The organism is Halomonas zincidurans B6 (assembly GCF_000731955.1).
GTDB lineage: Bacteria > Pseudomonadota > Gammaproteobacteria > Pseudomonadales > Halomonadaceae > Modicisalibacter > Modicisalibacter zincidurans.
The window spans coordinates 3,476,794-3,495,945 of sequence record NZ_JNCK01000001.1 but is presented as its reverse complement, the minus strand read 5'-3'; the positions used below and the strand labels follow the sequence as shown (position 1 = coordinate 3,495,945).

Sequence of the window (19,152 nt, the reverse complement as noted above, 5' to 3'; positions counted from 1 at the left end):
CCGCTCCGAAGAGCGGCCTGAATGACGTGACGGCGGCTGGGCTCAAAGGCTCAGCACCTTGTCGCCGCGGGAGATGCCCGACACCCCGGTGCGCGCCACCTCGAGGATGCCGATCGGCGCCATCGCCTGCAAAAAAGCGTCGAGCTTGCCGGCATCGCCGGTGATCTGCACGGTGTACACGCTTGGCGTCACGTCGACGACCTGCGCGCGGAAGATATCCGCGGTGCGCTTGACCTCGTCGCGCGCCGCACCCAGCGCCTTGACCTTGACCAGCATCAGTTCGCGCTCGATGTGGTTGCCCTCGGTCAGATCGACCAGCTTGACCACGTCGATCAGCTTGTTGAGGTGCTTGGTGATCTGCTCGATCACCCGATCGTCGCCCACCGTGGTCACGGTCAGCCGCGATAGGGTGGCATCGTCGGTCGGCGCCACGTTCAGCGACTCGATGTTGAAGTTGCGCTGCGAGAACAGCCCCACCACGCGTGACAGGGCGCCGGGTTCGTTTTCCATCAGGATCGAGATGATATGGCGCATCAGGTCCGCTCCGTCTTCGAAAGCAGCATGTCACGCATGGAACCCAAGGGCACATGCATCGGATAGACGTGCTCGCGCGGGTCGACGTAGATGTCGAGGAACACCAGTTCATCCTTGTCGGCGAAGGCCCGCTCGAGCGCCGGCTCGAGATCCTCCTGACGCTCCACTTTGATCGCGGTGAAGCCGTAGGCACCGATCAGCTGCTGGAAATCGGGTAGCGACTCCATGTAGGAGTGCGCATGACGCGACTTGTAGTTCAAATCCTGCCACTGACGCACCATGCCCAGCGACCCGTTGTTGAGATTGACGATCTTGACGCCGATCCCGTACTGCTTACAGGTCGACAGCTCCTGCATCATCATCTGGAAGCTGCCCTCGCCGGTGATGCACACCACGTCGTCGTCGGGGTAGCTCTGCTTGATACCCATCGCCGCCGGGAAACCGAAGCCCATGGTGCCGAGCCCGCCTGAAGTAATGAAGCGGTTGGGCTTGTCGAACTTGTAGTACTGGGCGGCGAACATCTGGTGCTGGCCGACGTCGGTGGTCACGAAGGCCTCGCCGCGGGTCGCCCGACAGATCGCCTCGATCACCGTCTGCGGCTTGAGTGGCTCGCCCGAGGCGGCCGGGTCGAACAGCTTGCCGCGACGCTCGTCGCGCCAGCCGTCGATCTTCTGCCACCATTCCGCGAGCGCCTCGGGATTGGCCGGCTCGCGGCCCTGCACCAGGCTGATCATCTCGTTGATCACGCTGCCCGCCGGACCGACGATCGGCACGTCGGCGCGCACCGTCTTGGAGATCGAACTGGGGTCGATATCCACATGCACGATCTTGGCGGTGGGGCAGAACTTCGAGGTGTTGTTGGTCACCCGGTCGTCGAAGCGTGCACCGACGGCAACGATCAGATCGGCATGGTGCATCGCCATGTTCGACTCGAACGAGCCGTGCATGCCCAGCCAGCCGAGCGACTGACGATCGCTCTGCGGGTAGGCGCCGATCCCCATCAGGGTAGTGGTGATCGGGTAGCCCAGCCGCTGTACAAGGTCGGTCAACGCCTCGCTGGCCCGCCCGGTAACCACCCCGCCGCCGGTATAGAATACCGGGCGGCGCGCCTTGAGCATCATCTCCACGGCTTTCTTGATCTGGCCGGCATGGCCGCGTGTCACCGGGTTGTAGGAGCGCAGCTTGACCTTCTTGGGATAGACGTATTCGTAGCGCTCGGTGGGCGCGGTCATATCCTTGGGAATATCGATGACCACCGGCCCGGGGCGCCCGGACGAGGCCAGGTAATAGGCCTTCTTGAGCACCGTGGGGATCTCCGACGGGTGCTTGATCGTGAAGCTGTGCTTCACGATCGGCCGGGTCACGCCGATGATGTCGGTCTCCTGGAAGGCGTCCTCGCCGATCAGGTGGCTGGCGACCTGGCCGCACAGCACCACCATCGGAATCGAGTCCATGTAGGCGGTGGCGATCCCGGTCACGGCATTGGTCGCCCCCGGGCCGGAGGTGACCAGCACCGTGCCCGGCTTGCCCGAGGCCCGCGCGTAGCCGTCGGCGGCGTGGGTCGCGCCCTGTTCGTGACGCACGAGGATGTGTTTGACGGCATCCTGGCGGAACAGCGCATCGTAGATATGCAGCGCCGCGCCACCCGGATAGCCATAGATATATTCGACGCCCTCATCCTGAAGGAAGCGGGCGATCATATCGGCGCCGGAAAGCAGTTCCACTGTGTTTCTCCCCTGGAGGTCTCGAGTGCGGTCTCGCGGCCCGGCATGGATCGCGAAAGTCGAGTGCGGCGGTATGCCGCTGCCGGTCAAGCCGGCACCTGATGCCAAACCCTGGCGTTGTTCGGCCCGGATGGGGCCTGCACTCTTCATCGCGACGGATCGCCGCGTCGGGGGTTGGGCCAGGCCAGGCGGTTAGCCCGCGCCCGGAAATCCGTTCAAGGCGGGTAAAGGCCCTGCAGCCTACCCGTCACGCAGCGCTCGGGGATCACCCGTCGATGCCACGCCCATAAATCAGGAACCGACAAGATTCCAATAGCGCCACGGGGCTGTCAACCGTCAGCCGAGATGAGATAGGCGCCGCAAGGGGTTGCCAGCCACCGGGCGCGACCAAAGTTGAAGCCCGCGAGTCATCATGAGCCCACTCCAGAGGGCGTACTCGGGCTTGCCGGTGAGGTGATGATTGATGCCGGCGCGTGCCATGACGAAAACCGCCCATCAGGAAGCCTGATGGGCGGTTTGCCCGTCGAGCTGACGCTTGACACAGCCGGTGCAGGGCGGAACTTTTGCGTTTCAGGCTATAACTTCAGGACAACAGGTTCGGCAGCCACAGCGAGATCGCCGGCACATAGGTAATCAATATCAAAAAGCCGAGCAGCAGACCCAGCCACGGCAGGCAGGCCTTGATCACCCAGCCGATCGAGCGCCCGGTGATCCCCGCGGTGACGAACAGGTTGAGCCCCACCGGCGGGGTCAGCATGCCGATCTCCATGTTGACCACCATGATGATGCCCAGATGGATCGGATCGATGCCCAACTGCGTGGCGATGGGGAACAGGATCGGCGCCATGATCAGCAGGATCGCCGAGGGTTCCATGAAGTTGCCCGCCGCCAGCAGCAGCAGGTTCATGATGATCAGAAAGCCCCATGCCGGTAGCCCCCAGGAGACGATCGCCTCGGCGATGGCATGCGGAATACGCTCGGTGGTCAGCACGTGGGCAAACAGCATGGCGTTGGCGATGATGAACAGCAACATCATCGACACCTTGGCGCCATCCAACACCACACCGCGCACCTCGCGGTTGGTAAAGGATCCCACGATGGCCAGCGGCACCTGCCACAGACTGCGCGCCAGAGCGCTCCCCAGGCTCTCGCCGGGGCGTTTCCACGGGTCGTCCTTGAGCGGCCCCATGTCGCGGTAGCCGACCACGGCCACCAGCCAGGCATAGATCGCGGCAATCGCCGCCGCCTCGGTGGGACTGGCCACACCGCCATAGATCGTGCCCAGTACCAACAGGATCAGCAGCAGGCCGGCCAGGGCCTTGCCGCCCGAGCGGAACAGCTGCCCGAATCCCGGGAAAGGCTGCGCCGGCAGCTTCATGATCCGTGCCGAGATATAGATGGCGATCATCAGGATACCGCCCATCAGCAGCCCGGGGACCAGGCCGGCCATGAACATCTTGGCCGCCGAGACCTCGGTGGCCGCCGAGTAGACCAGCATCACGATCGACGGGGGAATCAGGATGCCCAGCGTACCGGCGTTGGCGATCGCCCCCGCGGCATAGGATTGCGGATAGCCCTGACGCACCATGCCGGCGATGGTGATCGAGCCGATCGCGGCGACGGTGGCTGGCGACGACCCGGAAACGGCGGCGAACAGCATGCAGGCCATCACCGAGGCCATCGCCAGCCCGCCCTTGACATGCCCCACGCTGTCGGTAGCGAAGTTGATCAGGCGACGCGCCACCCCGCCGGTCGACAGAAAGGCGCTGGACAGGATGAAGAAGGGTATCGCCAGCAGCGTATATTGACCGGACACCGCCTCGAACAGCTTGATGGCGATCGAGCCCAGCGAGTCGTCGGAGAACAACAGAACTGTCGTCACACTGGAAAAACCCAGCGCAAAGGCGATCGGCATGCCCAGGAAGATGCCGAGGAACAGCAGAATGAACAGGGTCGCGATGGTCACGGGCGGCCCTCCTTGTCGTAGTCTTCGGGATTGCGCTGTTCGGCAAGATGCATGCTTTCCTGGCCCTCGTCGGAGAAACCGAAACTATCGGCCTCGCCCTTGATCACGCGCCAACCCAGCTCGGCGAAGCGCAGGACCAGCAACGCCATGCCGATCGGCAGAATCAGCGTGGCCTGCCACTTAGGGATGGGGATGTCCTGCAACTCGATCCCGATCATGTAGGTCAGTGACAGATACTCGTAGCTGCCGACCAGGATCAGGGCGCAATAGGCCAGGCACACGGCCAGGGCGATCAGCGTGACGATACGCTGGCCGCGTTTCGGCAGTTTCTTGACCAGCACGTCGACGCCGATATGCACGCCGTGCTTGACGCCCCAGGATACCCCGAACAGCACGAACCAGCCCGCGAGATACAGCGAGCCCTCCTGCGCCCAGCTGATGCCCTCGGCGAGCACGAAGCGATAGAACACTTCGACGCACACCAGGAACACTATGGCGACCAGCAGCAGACAGAAGACCGTCTCTTCCAGCTTGTTGAGCCAGCGCACAATCATTGGTTTTTCCTCGCTCGATCACCAAGACGGCGAGCCCGGAGGCTCGCCGTCGTTCGCAAAAGCCGCTGCCTCAACCCTTGTTGGCGGCCTGGGCGGCGTCGATCACATCCTGGCCGATCTCGTCGGCGAATTCCTTCCACACCGGTTTCATGGCGTCGACCCACTGCTGACGCTGCTCGGGGGTCAGCTCGATGATCTCGGACTTGCCGGAATCGACAATCGCCTGCTTGGCCTCCTTGTTCTCCTGGGCGGAGATGGCATTGCCATAAGCGATCGCCTTCTGCAGCGCCTCTTCGACGACCGGGCGCACGTCGTCCGGCAGGCCGTTCCAGAAACGCGCGGAAGACACCACCATATAGTCGAGCAGCCCATGGTTGGACTCGGTGATGTACGGCTGCACCTCGTAGAACTTCTGCGAATAGATGTTCGAATAGGTGTTCTCCTGGCCGTCGATGGCCCCGGTCTGCAACAGGATGAACACCTCGGAGAACGGCTTCTTGAGCGGCGCGGCATCGACCGCCTCGAACTGCGCATCGAGCACGTCGGAGGTCATGATGCGAAACTTCTTGCCGGCGGCGTCCTCGGGCACGCGCAGCGGCTCGGAAGCCGACAGCTGCTTCATGCCATTGTGCAGATAGCCCAAGCCAACCAGGCCCTTGTCCTGCAGCGAGGTCAGCAACTGCTTGCCGGTCGCGCTGTTCTGGAAGCGCTCCACCGCGGCCATGTCCTCGAACAGAAACGGCAGGTCGAAGACCTGGAGCTGGTCGGTATACTTCTGGAACTTGGACAGCGCCGGCGCGGCGAGCTGGACGTCGCCCAGCAGCATGGCCTCGAGCACCTGATCGTCGCCGTAGAGTTGGGAATTGGGATAGATCTCCACCTCGACCTGATCGCCGACCGAGCTTTTCTCGACCAGTTCTTTGAACTTTTCGGCCATCTGGCCCTTGGGGGTGTTCTCGGCGACCACGTGGGAGAACTTGATGGTGATCGGGTCGGCGGCGAAGGCCGACCCGGCCAGCATGATGCCGGCGGCCAGTGAGGCGAGCGAAGCAAGTGTGAGCGTACGCATGTTGTTGGTTCCTTGCGGATGTTATGGCGGTGAAAGTTCTGGCGATCGTCCGGCTTGTTGTCTCGGCCGCTGGTTGGCCGCCTGCGATGGCACCGGTCGCCTCTTTGTCAGCAATAGCCGCCTTAGCAAAAGTTGTGCCAACAAATAAATGCATTATTTAAACAATTATTTGCCAAATCCAGAAGATAACCGCCGCCGCCCATGGCCAGCCCGCTGTGCGTATATCCACACAGACTTGCCGAGCCGGCGTGCGGAAATCCACACATAGTTGATTTCCGCTGTCGCCGCCCCGATATCCCATCTATGTTTGAAAGCAGAATTCTTATCATCAACACTGAGGACAAAACATCTACAACGGATTGGTCGGGGCGGCAGTCTCTTTTGGCATCGCCGTAACGACGATCGCATTATCCGAGCCAAGGTGCCAGGATGCGCCATCAAGCAACGACAGTGGAGGAGATGCATCATGCAACACGAGTTTCCCGACTTGCCCTACGCCTACGACGCGCTGGAACCGGTCATCGACGAAACCACCATGCGGGTTCACCACACCAAGCACCACAAGACCTATTTCGACAAGTTCGTCGATGCGATCTCGGGGACCGAACTGGAAAACCAGTCCCTCGAGCAGATCTTCGCCAACATCTCCCAGCACAAGCCGGTGGTGCGCAACAATGCCGGCGGTTTCTACAACCACACGCTGTTCTGGAAGATGATGTCGCCGAACGGCGGTGGCGAACCGCAGGGTGCGCTGGGTGAAGCGATCAACGCCAAGTACGGCTCGCTGGACGAGTTCAAGAAGGCCTTCCTGGGCGCCGCGACCGGCCAGTTCGGTTCCGGCTGGGCCTGGCTGGTGGTCAAGGCCGACGGCGAGCTGGAAATCACCTCGACCGCCAACCAGGACAACACCCTGATGGATGTCGCCAGTGTCCAGGGCAAACCGGTACTGGGCCTGGACGTCTGGGAGCATGCCTACTATCTGACCTACCTGAACAAGCGCCCCGACTACGTCGACAACTGGTGGCGTGTGGTCAACTGGGAATATGCCAACGAGCTCTACCAGGCGGCCAAGTCCTGAGTGATCGCCTGAAGGATCGATGACGCCTCCTGGACCCATTGCACAAGAGGCGAACTTCAAAAAAGCCCTACCGCATGCGGTAGGGCTTTTTGCTGGTGTTCCTCACCGAGGGCGCGAGCCGATCAGGCCAGATTGTCGAGAATGCGCAAGCTCGCCGCCGACTGGTTGAGGGTGTAGAAATGCAATCCCGGCGCACCGCCATCGAGCAGACGCTGACACAGCTTCGACACCACCTCCTCGCCGAACGCCCGGATGCTCTCGCCGTCGTCGCCATAGGCTTCGAGCTGCTTGCGTATCCAGCGCGGAATGTCGGCGCCGCAGGCATCCGAGAAACGCGCCAGCTTGGTGTAGTTGGTGATCGGCATGATGCCGGGTACGATCGGCGCCTCGACGCCCAGCGCGCGGGCCCGCTCGACGAAATGGAAGTACGCGTCGGCGCTGAAGAAGTACTGGCTGATCGCCAGGTCGGCGCCGGCCTGCATCTTGCGCACGAAATTCTGCAGGTCGTGTTCGAAGCTCGGCGCCTGGGGATGCGCCTCGGGATAGGCAGCCACGGCGATCTCGAAATGATCGCCGGTCTCGGCGCGGATGAATTCGACCAGCTCGTTGGCATAGCGCAACTCGCCGATGCCGCCCATGCCCGACGGCAGGTCGCCGCGCAACGCCACCAGACTGTCGATGCCGTCGTCACGATAGTGGTTCAGCAACTCGCGCATCTGCGCCTTCTCGCTGCCGATGCATGACAGGTGCGGCGCGGTGGTGATGCCGCATTCACGGACCTGCCTGACCGTGTTGTGGGTACGCGCCTGAGTCGAGCCACCGGCGCCATAGGTCACCGAGAAGAAGCGCGGTCGGCGCTCGGCCAGGGCATCGCGGGCCAGCAAGAGTTTTTCCCGGCCGGCGTCGGTGTTGGGGGGAAAGAATTCGAAGCTGATGCCCAGCGGATACTCACGTGTGCTCATCGGTCAACCCTTGTCCAGCGCTGGCGGCGTAATGGCATGGCGGGCCGCTCTGCGCGGCCACTCGATGCAATGCATTGTGCCCGCCAAGCCGGAAGCGGACCAATGAAAGTTTCGCGCCGCAACTTCAATGGCAGTCATGTTGCTGCTTTTTGCGCGCAAGCGCTCGGGCGACGGTTCAGCGCGCTGCCAATCGGCGCGGCGAGCAGGCATGATGGCGCTTTTGCCGCGGAATCATCGATGTCTTACGCCGATCTCTACCAACCGCTATGGATGCTGCTGGCGTTCGTCGCTCTGGGCTGGCTGTGCGCCCGCCGGCTGGCACTCGATCCGCGCCCCATCGCCACCCTGCTGGTCTACGTCATCGCCCCGCTGACCTTCTTTCGTGCCCTGGTGCTCGGCGATCCCGGTGCCGACGACCTGTTGCTCAGCGCCGCGCTGTTCCTGCTATCGAGCGCCATCGCCCTGCTGGTCGCGCGGCTGGCCCGGCCGTTCTTTGCCGCCGAGGAGAGCGCCTTGCTGGCGTTCTCCTCGGGCACCGGCAATACCGGCTACTTCGGCCTGCCGATCGCGATGGTGCTGCTGCCCCCGGAGGGGGTGACCCAGTACCTGTTCTGCCTGCTGGGAATCAACCTGTTCGAGTTCACCGTGGGTTTCTACCTGAGCGCCCGTGGGCGCTTCTCGGTGCGCCATAGCCTGTCGCGCATCGCCCGGCTGCCGTTGATCTATGCGTTTCTCGCCGCGCTGCTGGTCAGCAGGATCGATGTACCGCTGCCCGGGGCGCTGCTCGACGGGCTCGACTACTTCAAGTACTGCTACACCGTGCTGGGCATGATGATCATCGGCATGACGCTCGGCCGAGTGACCCTGCGCGAATTCGATACGCGCTTCATCGCCGCCTGCGTGACGTTGCGCTATATCGTCTGGCCGCTGCTCAGCGTCGCCGCGGTGGCACTGCTTCAGGCCAGCGTGGGCATCGACGCCACCCTCGCCACGGCACTGCTATTGCTCGGCGTGGTGCCGATGGCGTCCAACGTGGTGGTGGTCGCCATGGAGCTCAACATTCGCCCCGAGAAAGGCGCCATCGCGGTACTGCTGACGACCCTGGCGGCGCCGCTGCTGATCCCGCCCTACCTCGGCGCGCTGCTGGTGCTGGTCGGGCTGGAATAGAGGCGGCCGCCAGGGCCTGCAGCACCTACCTGCCCGTCTCGATGACCTCGATACCGATACGGTCGCCGGGAATCACGCCGATCTTGTGCTGACACATGCTGGATATTCTTTGTCATTGGGCCCCGCTCAAAGATGGGCATTGAAGACTTTCATGAGTTCGGCCTTGTCTTCGAAGCCGATACCCGGCCGGTCTGGAAGGGCGACGAGCCCGTCCTCGACCGGCGTGGAATCGGCAAAGCCGCCGAAGGGCGCGAAGACGCGCGGGTAGGACTCGTTGCCGCCCAGCCTGAGGCCCGCGGCGATATTCAAGGCGAACTGGTGCCCCCCGTGGGGAATGCACTGGCGGGTCGACCAGCCGCGGATACGCAGTTCGTCGAGCATCCGCAGGTATTCGACCAGCCCGTAGGAAAGCACCGGGTCCATCTGCAGGATGTCGCGATCGGGGCGCATGCCGCCATGACGCAACAGGTTGCGCACGTCCTGGTGGGAGAACAGGTTCTCGCCCGTGGCGGTCGGGCCGGCATAGTGCTCGCACAGCTGGCGCTGCAGGGCATAATCGAGCGGATCGCCGGCCTCCTCGTACCAGCGCACCCCGTAGGGGGCCAGGCCATCGGCGAAGCCCAGCGTGGTCTTAAGGTCGAAACGTCCGTTGGCGTCCACCGCCAGGCGCGACGCCTCGCCCACCACCTCGAGTGCCGCCTCGACCCGGGGCAGGTCCTCGTCCAGCGGTACCCCGCCGATCTTCATCTTGGTGGCCAGGTAGCCCATGTCCAGGTAGTCGCGCATCTCCTCCTGAAGGCCGCGAATCTCCTTGCCGGGATGGTAGTAGCCGCCGGCGGCATAGACCGAAACGCGACGATCCGCCTCGCCGTCGCCGAAGCGCCCGGCCAGTAGCTGCGCCAACGGCTGGTTCTCGACCTTGGCCACGATGTCCCAGATCGCCATGTCGATGATCCCCACCGCCACCGAGCGCTCGCCATGGCCCCCCGGCTTCTCGTTGGCCATCACCGTCGCCCAGACCTTGAACGGATCGAGGTTGCGGCTGCTGTCGTCCAGCAGCGAGGCGGGATCGGCTTCCTCGAGGCGGGGCAAAAAGCGCTCACGCAGCAGGCCGCTCTGGGCATAGCGCCCGTTCGAGTTGAAGCCGTATCCCACCACCTGCCGGCCGTCGACCTTGGCGTCGGTGTAGATCGCCAGGATCGAGACATCCATCCTGGCGAAGGAAATGTAGGCATTGGCGATATCGGAGGCGATCGAGACCCGCGCTTCCTTGATGTCGGTAATTCGCATGCGTGCTCCTTGTCTTGAGGCCGATGTTGTTATTGAGCGATCATCACCAGATGCCGGACGGCAACCTGACACTCAGCACCTGCGTGAAGACCCGACAGAATGACCCGATCAGCGCCGCGACAATCGGCACTCCCGACGGGACGGCCCGGATGCGCACCTCAGAGGCTGAAGGAAGAAAGCCCGGAGTCGGGGGAATTATCGTGAATCATGAGCGGCCGATAACAAAACATAGGCTCCCAACATACCCCATTTCACCAGCAGTGCTAGCAGTCTGTCGGGTTTGGCCGATCGTCATGCGAAGCACGGGTTTCGAGTCAAATTGATCGATCGATTGGCGAATAGCGCGCTATGTAACGAAACGGACCGATGGCGTGGGCCGATCGCAGTAGGTCAGCGTCAAGTCCGACAGGCTGCTAAGCCACGAAGGCGATCCCCATCAACGGCGCCAGCAGGGCCTGGACCGCGACGCTGACGACGACCAGCAGCGCCGCCGTCATCGCCAGCGTCCAGCCGGACGCCCGGCCCAGCACGGCGATCTCGCCCGAGGGCGAGTGGAACAGCAGCGTGGCGGCGACGCGCAGGTAGTAATAGAGCGATATCACGGTATTGATCACAGCGAGCACGGCCAGCCAGGTATAGCCGCCATCGATCGTCACCTCGAACAGCAACAGCTTGCCGACGAAGCCCACCAACGGCGGAATCCCCACCAGCGACAGCAGCGCGACGATCAACACCGCACTGGCCAGCGGCCGGCTGTGAGCGAGCCCGCGGCAGTCGTCGAGCGCGGTGCGTCCGCGCCAATGGGTGACCACCGCGAAGGCGGCCAGATTGGCCAATGAATAAGCAACAAGAAACGCCAGCAGCGCCGGTAGGGCACGCGGCGCGGCGTCGAGCACCACGATCGCCATCAATGCATAGCCGGACTGCGACACCGACGACCAGCCGAGCAGCCGGCGCAGATCGCGCTGGCGCAATGCCGCCAGGTTGCCCAGCGTCATGGTCACAGCGGCGATCAGCGCGACGATCGCCGGCCAGGCCACGGCATCGGGCAACAGCGCGACGAAGCGCGCCAGCGCCAGCGCCGCACCAATCTTGGGGACCACCGTCAGCAGCGCCGCCGCCGGCGCCGGGGCGGCCTGGGCGACGTCCGGCAACCAGGCATGACCGGGAAACGCCGCCAGCTTGAAGCTCAGGCCGATGACCATGCAGGCCACCGCCACCACCAGCCCCCAAGGGTCGACCCCGGCCGCCAGCGCCGCCGCGGTGGCCGCATAGCCAGTGTCACCGACCAGCCCGAACAGCAGCACCACGCCGAGTACCAACAGCGCGTTGGCCAGCGCGCCGATCAGATAGTACTTCATCGCCGCCTCGAGGGCCGGCGCCCAGCCGCGGTGAAAGGCCGCCAGCGGATAGCTGGCCACCGAGGTCAGCAGCACCCCGACCACCAGTTCCATGGTGTCGTGGGCCGCGGCCATCATCAGCGCACCGAGCAGCATGAACAGGCACAGCGCGTAATATTCGCCGTGACGCCGATCGCCGCGCAGCCAATCCGGCGACAGCCCGACGCACACCGCCCCGCTGACCAGGATCAGCAGCTTCGCGACGATCGCCGGGCGATCCAGCGCCCACACGCCGGCGAAGCTCAACTGCGGCGCCTGCCCCCACTGCGCCACGCTGGCCACGCCCGCCGCCGCCAGCGCGACCAGCGCCAGCCCGGCGGCCCAGGCTTGATGACGCTGCGCGGCGAAGGACGCAAACAGCATGATCGCTACCGCCGCCAGCAGTAAGATGAGCTCGGGAATCAGATCGCCGACCGACATCAGCGCCCCCCGACCAGTGCAGCCGAGGCCGCCTCGAGCAGCTCAAGCACGAAGCTCGGGTAGACGCCGATCGCCACGATGCCCAGCGACAGCACGCCCAGCACCAGCCACTCGGCACGACCCAGGTCGCTGAAGCTGGCCAGTGAGGCCGGCAGGTGGCCGAAAAACAGCCGCCGCAGCATGTCCAGGTACAGCGCTGCGGTGATCAGGATGCCGACGATCGCCAGTACCGCCAGCCAGGGATACACGGCCAAGGTGCCGGCGAACACCTGGATCTCGGCGACGAACCCGGCCAGCCCCGGCATGCCCAGGCTGGCGAAGGCCGCCAGCACTGTGAAGCCGGTGAGCAGCGGCGCCTGATACGCCAGCCCGCCGTAGTGCGCCAGTTGGTAGTCGCCGGTACGTTGCCACAACGAGCCGCTGATCAAGAACAGCGAGCCGGTGATCAACCCATGCACGACCATCTGCAGCGAAGCCCCGGCCAACGCCAGCTGCCGCGCGGCCGGCTCGCCCACCCAGGCGGCCGCCGCGGCAATGCCCAGCACGCTATAGCCCATGTGGTTGATCGAGGTGTAGGCGATGCGCCGCTTGAGGTCTTGCTGGCCCAGCGCCACCAGCGCTCCGTAGAGGATCGACAGCAGCGCCAGCGCCCCGATCCAGGGCGCGTAGCGAGCGAAGGTCTCGGCCATCATCGCCAGCGGCAAGCGGATCATGCCGTAGACGCCCATCTTGAGCAGCACCCCGGCGAGAATCGCCGAGACCGGCCCCGGGGCGTCAACATGGGCCTGCGGCAGCCAGGTGTGCAGCGGCACCAGCGGGGTCTTGATCGCCAGGCCCAGCATCAGCGCCAGAAATACCAATCCGGCGTAGAGCCCGCCGCCGGCCAACGGCTGCTGCTCGATCAGCTGGCGCATGTCGAAGCTGCGCGGCTCGAGCGAGAGATACAGGCCGATGATTGCCAGCAGCAGCAAGAGCGACCCGGCGAAGGTGTAGAGGAAGAACTTGAGCGCCGAGAGCTGCGGCTGGCCATGCCCCCAGCGGCCGATCAGGAAAAACATCCCCACCAGGCTGAGATCGAAGAACACGTAGAACAGCAGCAGGTCGAGGGTCAGGAACACCCCCAGCGACACGCCCTGCATGAACAGCAGCCAGGCATAGTAGCTCCTCGGCTCGCCGCGGGTATCGACGGGGTAGATCGCCGCCGCGCTGAACAGCAGCGCGCTCATGGTTGCCACCGCCAGCGCGATGCCGTCGACCCCGAGCCGGTAGGCCACCCCCAGCGACGGCACCCAGGGCAGCTCGACGACGTACTGGAACTGCGGCCCCCGCGGGTCAAAGCCCAGCCAGGCGACGATCAGCGCCGCGAGCGAGGCGCCGGCGGCGCCCATGGCGATGCGCCGCGCCTGGGCGGCACTCCAGCGCGGGTAACCGGCCAACGCGAGCGCCCCCAACAAGGGCACGGCCAGGGCGAGGGTCAGGATCACAGCAGGCCTCCTATCACCAGCAAGCTCAGGATCAGCACGACACCGATGACGATGGTGCTGTAGTAGTGGTGGGTCTGGCCGCTCTGGGCACGGCGCGCCCACGCGCCGCCCCAGTCGGTCAACCGGCCCAGGCCGCCGGGCAGGCCGTCGGCGAACGCCTCGCCACGCTGCGCATTGAGCCGTGCCAGGCCCTCGGCGACACGCGCCGAAGCGTGCAGGCCGGCATCGACCCCGGCGTCATCGAAGCGCGCCAGGTGTCGGGCGAGCGCGGCCACCGCGACCGCCACGCGCTCGAGCAGCGCGCTCAGGCCGAACCACTCGGCGATGACCGCCTGGCCGGCCGTGGCCGGCTCGACCCGATGGCCGGGGCGAGTCATCCACCAGCCGGCGGCGATCCCTGCCAGCACCAGCGCCAGCGACACCAGCAGCAACCACGTGTGGCTGGGCGGCCACTGGGTCGCCAGCCAGCCGGCAACGACCTGGCGCGCCGGCGGCCACCACAATACCGACAGCAACAGCGTGCCGATCGCCAGGCTGTGCAACGCGGCGAGCTCGCCGCGGGTGGGAGACGTCGACGACGGCAGGCGATCGCGTGTCCGGCGATCGGCACGGCCATAGGCCAGGCGCTGGAAACGGGTCGCGTAGAGCGCGCCCAGCCCGCCGACCAGGGCCACCGCCAGAGCCAGCCAGAGCGCTTGCTGACCCGCCGCCGAGGCGATCTGCTCCTTGCTCCAGGCCGAGCCCAGCGGAATCATCCCGGCCAGCGCCAGACTCAGGATCAGCGTGGTCGCGGCGACGCCCGGCAGCCGGCGGCCAAGGCGCATGTCGGCCAACGCATAGCCGCCGGACTCCTTGGCGGCGAGCCCGGCGGACAGAAACAACCCGGCTTTCATGAAGGCATGGGCGACGAAGTGCACCAGCGCGACCGCCGGAAAGCCGGCACCGATCGCCAGCCACATCAGCCCGTACTGCGACGAGGTCGAGGCCGCCAGCAGCTTCTTGGCATGGCCCTGATGCATCGCCGTCACGGCGCCCGCCAGCGCGGTGGCCAGACCGATCGCAACGACCAGCGGAGCGAACCAGGCCACGCCGTCGAGGGTCGGCTGCAAACGCGCCAGCAGGAAGGTACCGGCGGCCAACAGGGTCGCTGCGTGCAGCAGCGCCGAAACCGGCACCGGCCCGGCCATGGCGGCGAACAGCCAGGCCGAAAACGGCAGCTGCGCCGACTTGGCGGCCGCTGCCAGCACGATCCCCGCCACCGCAACGTTCAGCAGCGGACCGTCGAGCGTGGCAAGGTCCGCGTAGCCGAAGCCGCCGCTGCCGGCGAACACCGCCATGGCGGCCAGGTACAGTCCCAGATCGCCGAAGCGCGTGGTCACGAAGGCCGTCAGCGCCTTGCGAGTCACTCCCGCCTCGCCCCAGCGGTGACCGATCAGCGCCCACGAACAGGCACCGATCAGCTCCCAGGCGATCAGCAGCGTCAGCAGATCATCAGCCAGTACCAGCCATTGCATGGTGCCGACGAAGGCAATGATCAGCGTCATCAGCCGGGTACCGTCACGGCCGGCCTTACCCGGCGGAAGCTCGTGGCAACCCGCGTAGACGATGATCGGCAATGCAATCAGCGGTACCGCCAGGGTGAACACCGCCGCGGCGCGCGACGGCGCCAGGGTCAGCATCAGCGCCTCGCTCCAGCGATAGCTCGTCTCGCCCCAGTCGCCGGCCAGGGCGAGCGCCGCCAGCCCCAGCGTGGCCAGCATGGTCAGCGCCGCCGCGGATGTCAGCGCGCCGCGCCCCAGCCGCGCGCCACTCAGATAAAGCAGCGCCGCCGCACCTATCGGCAATCCTCCCAGCGACCACAACATCAGTGCTTGAGCTCGCCGAGCGCTTCGGTCATGTCGGCCTGATTGGTGCGGAACACCGCCACCACCAGGGCGAAGCCTATGGCCATCTCGATCGCCATTACCGCCATGACGACGATCGTCAGTAACTGACCCTCCGGGACGCCGGCAGCGCTCAGCGCCCAGAACGCCACCGCGGCGAGCATCACCCCATTGAGCATCAGCTCCAGGCCCATCATCAGCATCACGAACGACTGCTGCGACAGCGCGCCGTACAGGCCGATGCCGATCAGCGCGGCGGCTACCAGCAAGAGGCTAACCAAGGTCATTCCACGTCTCCCTGTGTCGGTTGCTCGCGAATACTAAAATACTAATGGCAGTGCTGGTGCCCCGCCGTTTCCCCCGAGTCCTGCTGCGGGCCGGCCGGCTCGCCGCCCGGCTCGAGCCCCGGCGGCAACGAACCCTGGTTGGCAGCGCCGAAGCGTCCATGATGGCTCGACAGCACCACCACGCCGATCATCGTCGTCAGCAGCACGATGCCCGCCGACTCGAACACCAGCATCGAATCGCCGAGCAACTCGCGGCCCAGCGAGGCCACCGGGTCGAGCCCCGCCGGCAGCGACCGGTCGGGAAACTCGACGAACAGCGCCAGCGCCCCCAGCACCGCAAAGGCCAGGCCGCCCGCGACGATCGACAGGCGATGCTGATGAACCATCATCATCGGGTTGAGCCCCGCCGGGTTCATCATGAACATCACCATGAACAGCGCCATGATCATCATCTCGACGGCCATCATGAAGAACACTGCCACCCCCAGGTAAACCGCCGCCAGCAACAGCATGATCGCACCCACGGCGATGAACGAGGCGAGCAGGAAGAACGACGCGCGAACCATCGAATCGGTGCAAAACACCCGCCAGCCGCTGACCACGGCAAGCGCGGCCAGCACCCAGAAGATCACATCGGCGAGCAGGCTCGTTTGCATTACAACGCCTCCAGTCCAGCCCAGATCAGGTCCACGAACGACAGCGGCAGCAATACCACCCACATCAAGGTGACGCAGCGCTCCGGCGCCAGCCGCGGCAATACCCGGCCCAGCCACACAAGCGCCAGCAGCACCGCCAGCATCTTGAGCGCCAGCCACAGCGGCCCGGGCAGCCACGGCCCCAGCCAGCCGCCCAGGAAGGCAGTTGCCGCGATGCCGCTGAAGGCCACCAGCATCGCCACCCGGGCGATCTCCCAGGCCAGCCGCGGCGGCCCCGAGACCTCGCTGGCGGTGCCTCCGGCCAGGTCCGTCGAGTCGGCCAGGTTAAGCGGCCCCCAGAAGGTCAGCCCCAGCCCGACGATCAGCAACAGCGGCAGACCCAGCGGCTGGCGCACCACATTCCACAGCTCGTCCTGCGCGGCCACCACCTGGGCGAACCGCAACGACTCGGCGGGCAGCACCACACCGATCAGCACGAACATGCTGATCAGGATGTAGGAAAGTCCTAGCGCCACGTAGCGATAGCCGCCGATCAGCGCCAGCGGCGCGTTGGCCGACCAGCCGTGCAGGAAGATCACCACCGTGGCCAAGGACTCGAAACTGCCCCACAGCACCACGCCGGTGGCCAGGTCCGCGGCGATCAGGGTCGGCGACCAGGGCACCAGCGCCAGACCCAAGGCGGCCAGCGCCAGGTAGAGCGCCGGGGCCAGCCGCCAGGCGCGCCGATCGGGCGCCTCGGTGACGTTGGCGTGCTGACGATACAGCCAGGCACCGCGCGCCAGCGGGGCCAGCCAGGCGTTGCCCTGGCGGGGCCAGCCGCAGGCCGCGGCGATCAGCCGGTCGACGAGAGCCACCGCGTAGCCACCCACCGCCAAGACCAGGAAGGTCAGTAACAACGCTGCCCATGCCGTCATTCCGGACCCTCCGCACTTGCCTCGCCGAGTGGTGGCGAGGCGCTGGCCTCGGCAAGCTCGAGGCTGGCGATCGTCGCCAGCGCGCCGTCCCACTCCATGCCGGGCAGCAGCGCTTCGAGACAGCCAGCGGCGTCCTGCGCGGACCGCTCGCGCCATGGGCCGCCCGGGGGCTCGGCGTTGCCGGGGGCGGCGGTGGTCAAATCGCCTTCAGCGACGGCGCGCCCGGCCAGCGCCAGCGACTGCTCGATCTCGGCGAGCGTCTGATGCCAGCGCGCCCGGGTATCGCCATCCCGGCCCAGCACCGGGCGAAAGCCGAGCCGCCGATAATGCGCATCGTCGCGGCGCCGGTCGGCGTCGATGCCCGCGGCGCGGGCCGTCGGACCGCCGAGACAACGTGCCGTCTCGGCGTCCACCACGCCGCCGTCGAGCGCCGCCAGACGGAAGAATCCCGAGCGCAGCAATTGCCGGCGCAGGCCGTCCAGGCGGCTCGCCGGGGTCAGTTCACGGGCCAGACGCAGCGCCTTCAGGCCGAGCCCCTCGAGGCCGGCCAGACGCAGCGCCTGATAGAGATGACGGAGGTGGTGCCGGGCACGCGCCAGCTCGAGCTCGGCGATCGCCACCGGTTGCTCGCGGGCCCGCTGGAAGACTGCATCGAGAGTCCGGGGATAGCCAGGCGACTGGCTCGTCCAGGTCTGGATCACGTCGCCCTGCAAGGTGATCTCCGCAGCCAGGCCGGGCGGCAGCAGCGGGTAGAACGGACCCAATCGGAAGGTCAGCGAGTCGAGTGTCAGGCCGTCGCGGATATCGTCCTGCATGTTCATCGCCATCGGCCGGCCATAGGGCGTACCGCCCATCATGCCCTCGCCGCCGTGACCGTCATCGCCCAGCCCTTCCCAGGGGTTGGGCGGTTCATCGGGCAGCAGCCGCGGCGAGCTGCCGCGCTGACCACTCTGCAACTCGTGGTGCAGGGCGACCAGTTCGTCGGGCAGTCTCGCGGGGTCGTCGAGGCGCCGGGCGCTCTCCAATCCCGGCAACGCCTGGCTGCGAAACCACAGCGTGGCGAACGGTCGCGGCAATTGGTCGTGGACGCGCTTGAGCGCTTCGTGGTGGTGCGCCGGCACGTGGCCGGCGACCAGCAGCACGCTGGCATGACGCGGCGAATCGACTCGCGTGACGCGCTCGGCCAGCGCCAGTTGATACAGCGCCCGCTCGCCGCCGATCCCCAGCAGCGGATAGACCGGGACCGGCGCACGGGCCGCGAGTCGTGCCAGCCAGTTCACTGCCACTTGAACACCCCCTCGCGCCAGGCGTAGACGATACCCACCGACAGGATGGCCAGGAACATGCCCATCTCCATCACCGCCACCAGCCCCTCCTCGACGAACACCACCGCCCAGGGGTACATGAACATCATCTCCATCTCGAAGGCGATCAGCAGCAGGGTCATCGGGTAATAGCGGATGTGATAACGGTTCCAGGCGTGGCTATCCGGGGTGCCGCCGCCCAGGAATGGCGCGCGTTGGGAGTAGCCCGGCAGTGGCTGACGGCGTAGCGCCGGCCACTGCAGCGCCAGACCGACGCCTAGTGCAACCAGCAGTACCACCAGCAATCTCAGCAGCTCCATGCTAACCCCTCGTCCCTGACATCAGCGCATGATCGTGATCCTGTGCCGAACTCTTAAGGCTCGGAAAATCCAGCTAAGATTCGGGCGATCCAGCGCATTTCAATGAATTATCTTCAGTATAGAACCTATACCCTGCACAT

17 protein-coding genes are annotated in these 19,152 nt (G+C 65.7%); 2 read left to right on the top strand and 15 right to left on the bottom strand.

Features of this window, described 5'->3' with window-relative positions; genetic code table 11:
* Positions 1 to 42 precede the first annotated feature (42 nt).
* The 5 genes from ilvN to HALZIN_RS0116330 form a co-directional block, all read right to left on the bottom strand.
* Positions 43 to 534, bottom strand: coding sequence for an acetolactate synthase small subunit (gene ilvN, locus HALZIN_RS0116350; RefSeq protein WP_031385249.1), 492 nt, complete (start codon positions 532 to 534; stop codon positions 43 to 45).
* Entirely contained in the window at positions 534 to 2,258 is a 1,725-nt protein-coding gene (locus tag HALZIN_RS0116345) for an acetolactate synthase 3 large subunit (RefSeq protein ID WP_031385248.1), read from the bottom strand. Before HALZIN_RS0116345 ends, ilvN begins: the two co-directional genes overlap by 1 nt.
* A 583-nt stretch (positions 2,259 to 2,841) precedes the next feature.
* Positions 2,842 to 4,224 (bottom strand): TRAP transporter large permease, encoded by a 1,383-nt coding sequence (locus HALZIN_RS0116340; protein ID WP_031385247.1) that lies wholly within the window; start codon positions 4,222 to 4,224, stop codon positions 2,842 to 2,844.
* A complete protein-coding gene (locus tag HALZIN_RS0116335; protein ID WP_201448215.1) occupies positions 4,221 to 4,778 on the bottom strand; it encodes a TRAP transporter small permease in 558 nt (185 codons plus the stop codon). Before HALZIN_RS0116335 ends, HALZIN_RS0116340 begins: the two co-directional genes overlap by 4 nt.
* A gap of 70 nt (positions 4,779 to 4,848) precedes the next feature.
* Positions 4,849 to 5,847: a TRAP transporter substrate-binding protein gene (locus HALZIN_RS0116330; RefSeq protein WP_031385245.1), complete on the bottom strand. Its 999-nt coding sequence runs from the start codon at positions 5,845 to 5,847 to the stop codon at positions 4,849 to 4,851.
* A gap of 466 nt (positions 5,848 to 6,313) precedes the next feature.
* On the opposite strand from HALZIN_RS0116330, the gene HALZIN_RS0116325 reads away from it, so the two are divergent.
* Complete coding sequence (locus HALZIN_RS0116325; protein ID WP_031385244.1) at positions 6,314 to 6,925, top strand: superoxide dismutase; 612 nt, start codon at positions 6,314 to 6,316, stop codon at positions 6,923 to 6,925.
* 122 nt (positions 6,926 to 7,047) lie between these two features.
* On the opposite strand, the gene metF is transcribed toward HALZIN_RS0116325, so the two are convergent.
* Entirely contained in the window at positions 7,048 to 7,887 is an 840-nt protein-coding gene (gene metF / locus HALZIN_RS0116320; protein ID WP_031385243.1) for a methylenetetrahydrofolate reductase [NAD(P)H], read from the bottom strand.
* 237 nt (positions 7,888 to 8,124) lie between these two features.
* On the opposite strand from metF, the gene HALZIN_RS0116315 reads away from it, so the two are divergent.
* Complete coding sequence (locus tag HALZIN_RS0116315) at positions 8,125 to 9,054, top strand: AEC family transporter (RefSeq protein ID WP_031385242.1); 930 nt, start codon at positions 8,125 to 8,127, stop codon at positions 9,052 to 9,054.
* Between the two features lie 126 nt (positions 9,055 to 9,180).
* Here HALZIN_RS0116315 and HALZIN_RS0116310 read toward each other — a convergent pair whose 3' ends face one another.
* From HALZIN_RS0116310 to HALZIN_RS0116270, 9 genes are all read right to left on the bottom strand, one after another.
* Positions 9,181 to 10,344 (bottom strand): mandelate racemase/muconate lactonizing enzyme family protein, encoded by a 1,164-nt coding sequence (locus HALZIN_RS0116310; RefSeq protein WP_031385241.1) that lies wholly within the window; start codon positions 10,342 to 10,344, stop codon positions 9,181 to 9,183.
* Between the two features lie 413 nt (positions 10,345 to 10,757).
* Complete coding sequence (locus HALZIN_RS0116305; RefSeq protein ID WP_031385240.1) at positions 10,758 to 12,164, bottom strand: NADH-quinone oxidoreductase subunit N; 1,407 nt, start codon at positions 12,162 to 12,164, stop codon at positions 10,758 to 10,760.
* Positions 12,164 to 13,648, bottom strand: a complete 1,485-nt coding sequence (locus HALZIN_RS0116300) for a complex I subunit 4 family protein (protein WP_084173648.1) — start codon at positions 13,646 to 13,648, stop codon at positions 12,164 to 12,166. Before HALZIN_RS0116300 ends, HALZIN_RS0116305 begins: the two co-directional genes overlap by 1 nt.
* Entirely contained in the window at positions 13,645 to 15,513 is a 1,869-nt protein-coding gene (locus HALZIN_RS0116295; RefSeq protein ID WP_031385238.1) for an NADH-quinone oxidoreductase subunit 5 family protein, read from the bottom strand. Before HALZIN_RS0116295 ends, HALZIN_RS0116300 begins: the two co-directional genes overlap by 4 nt.
* Complete coding sequence (gene nuoK, locus HALZIN_RS0116290; RefSeq protein WP_031385237.1) at positions 15,513 to 15,818, bottom strand: NADH-quinone oxidoreductase subunit NuoK; 306 nt, start codon at positions 15,816 to 15,818, stop codon at positions 15,513 to 15,515. Before nuoK ends, HALZIN_RS0116295 begins: the two co-directional genes overlap by 1 nt.
* 41 nt (positions 15,819 to 15,859) lie before the next feature.
* Positions 15,860 to 16,474 carry an NADH-quinone oxidoreductase subunit J gene (locus HALZIN_RS0116285; RefSeq protein ID WP_031385236.1) on the bottom strand — a complete coding sequence of 205 codons (615 nt, stop codon included), beginning with the start codon at positions 16,472 to 16,474 and terminating at the stop codon, positions 15,860 to 15,862.
* Complete coding sequence (locus tag HALZIN_RS0116280) at positions 16,474 to 17,388, bottom strand: complex I subunit 1 family protein (protein ID WP_031385235.1); 915 nt, start codon at positions 17,386 to 17,388, stop codon at positions 16,474 to 16,476. Before HALZIN_RS0116280 ends, HALZIN_RS0116285 begins: the two co-directional genes overlap by 1 nt.
* Positions 17,385 to 18,674, bottom strand: coding sequence for an NADH-quinone oxidoreductase subunit D-related protein (locus HALZIN_RS0116275; RefSeq protein WP_150113137.1), 1,290 nt, complete (start codon positions 18,672 to 18,674; stop codon positions 17,385 to 17,387). Before HALZIN_RS0116275 ends, HALZIN_RS0116280 begins: the two co-directional genes overlap by 4 nt.
* Positions 18,665 to 19,012, bottom strand: a complete 348-nt coding sequence (locus tag HALZIN_RS0116270) for an NADH-quinone oxidoreductase subunit A (protein ID WP_031385233.1) — start codon at positions 19,010 to 19,012, stop codon at positions 18,665 to 18,667. The genes HALZIN_RS0116275 and HALZIN_RS0116270 overlap by 10 nt, the downstream gene beginning before the upstream one ends.
* Between the last annotated feature and the right edge of the window lie 140 nt (positions 19,013 to 19,152).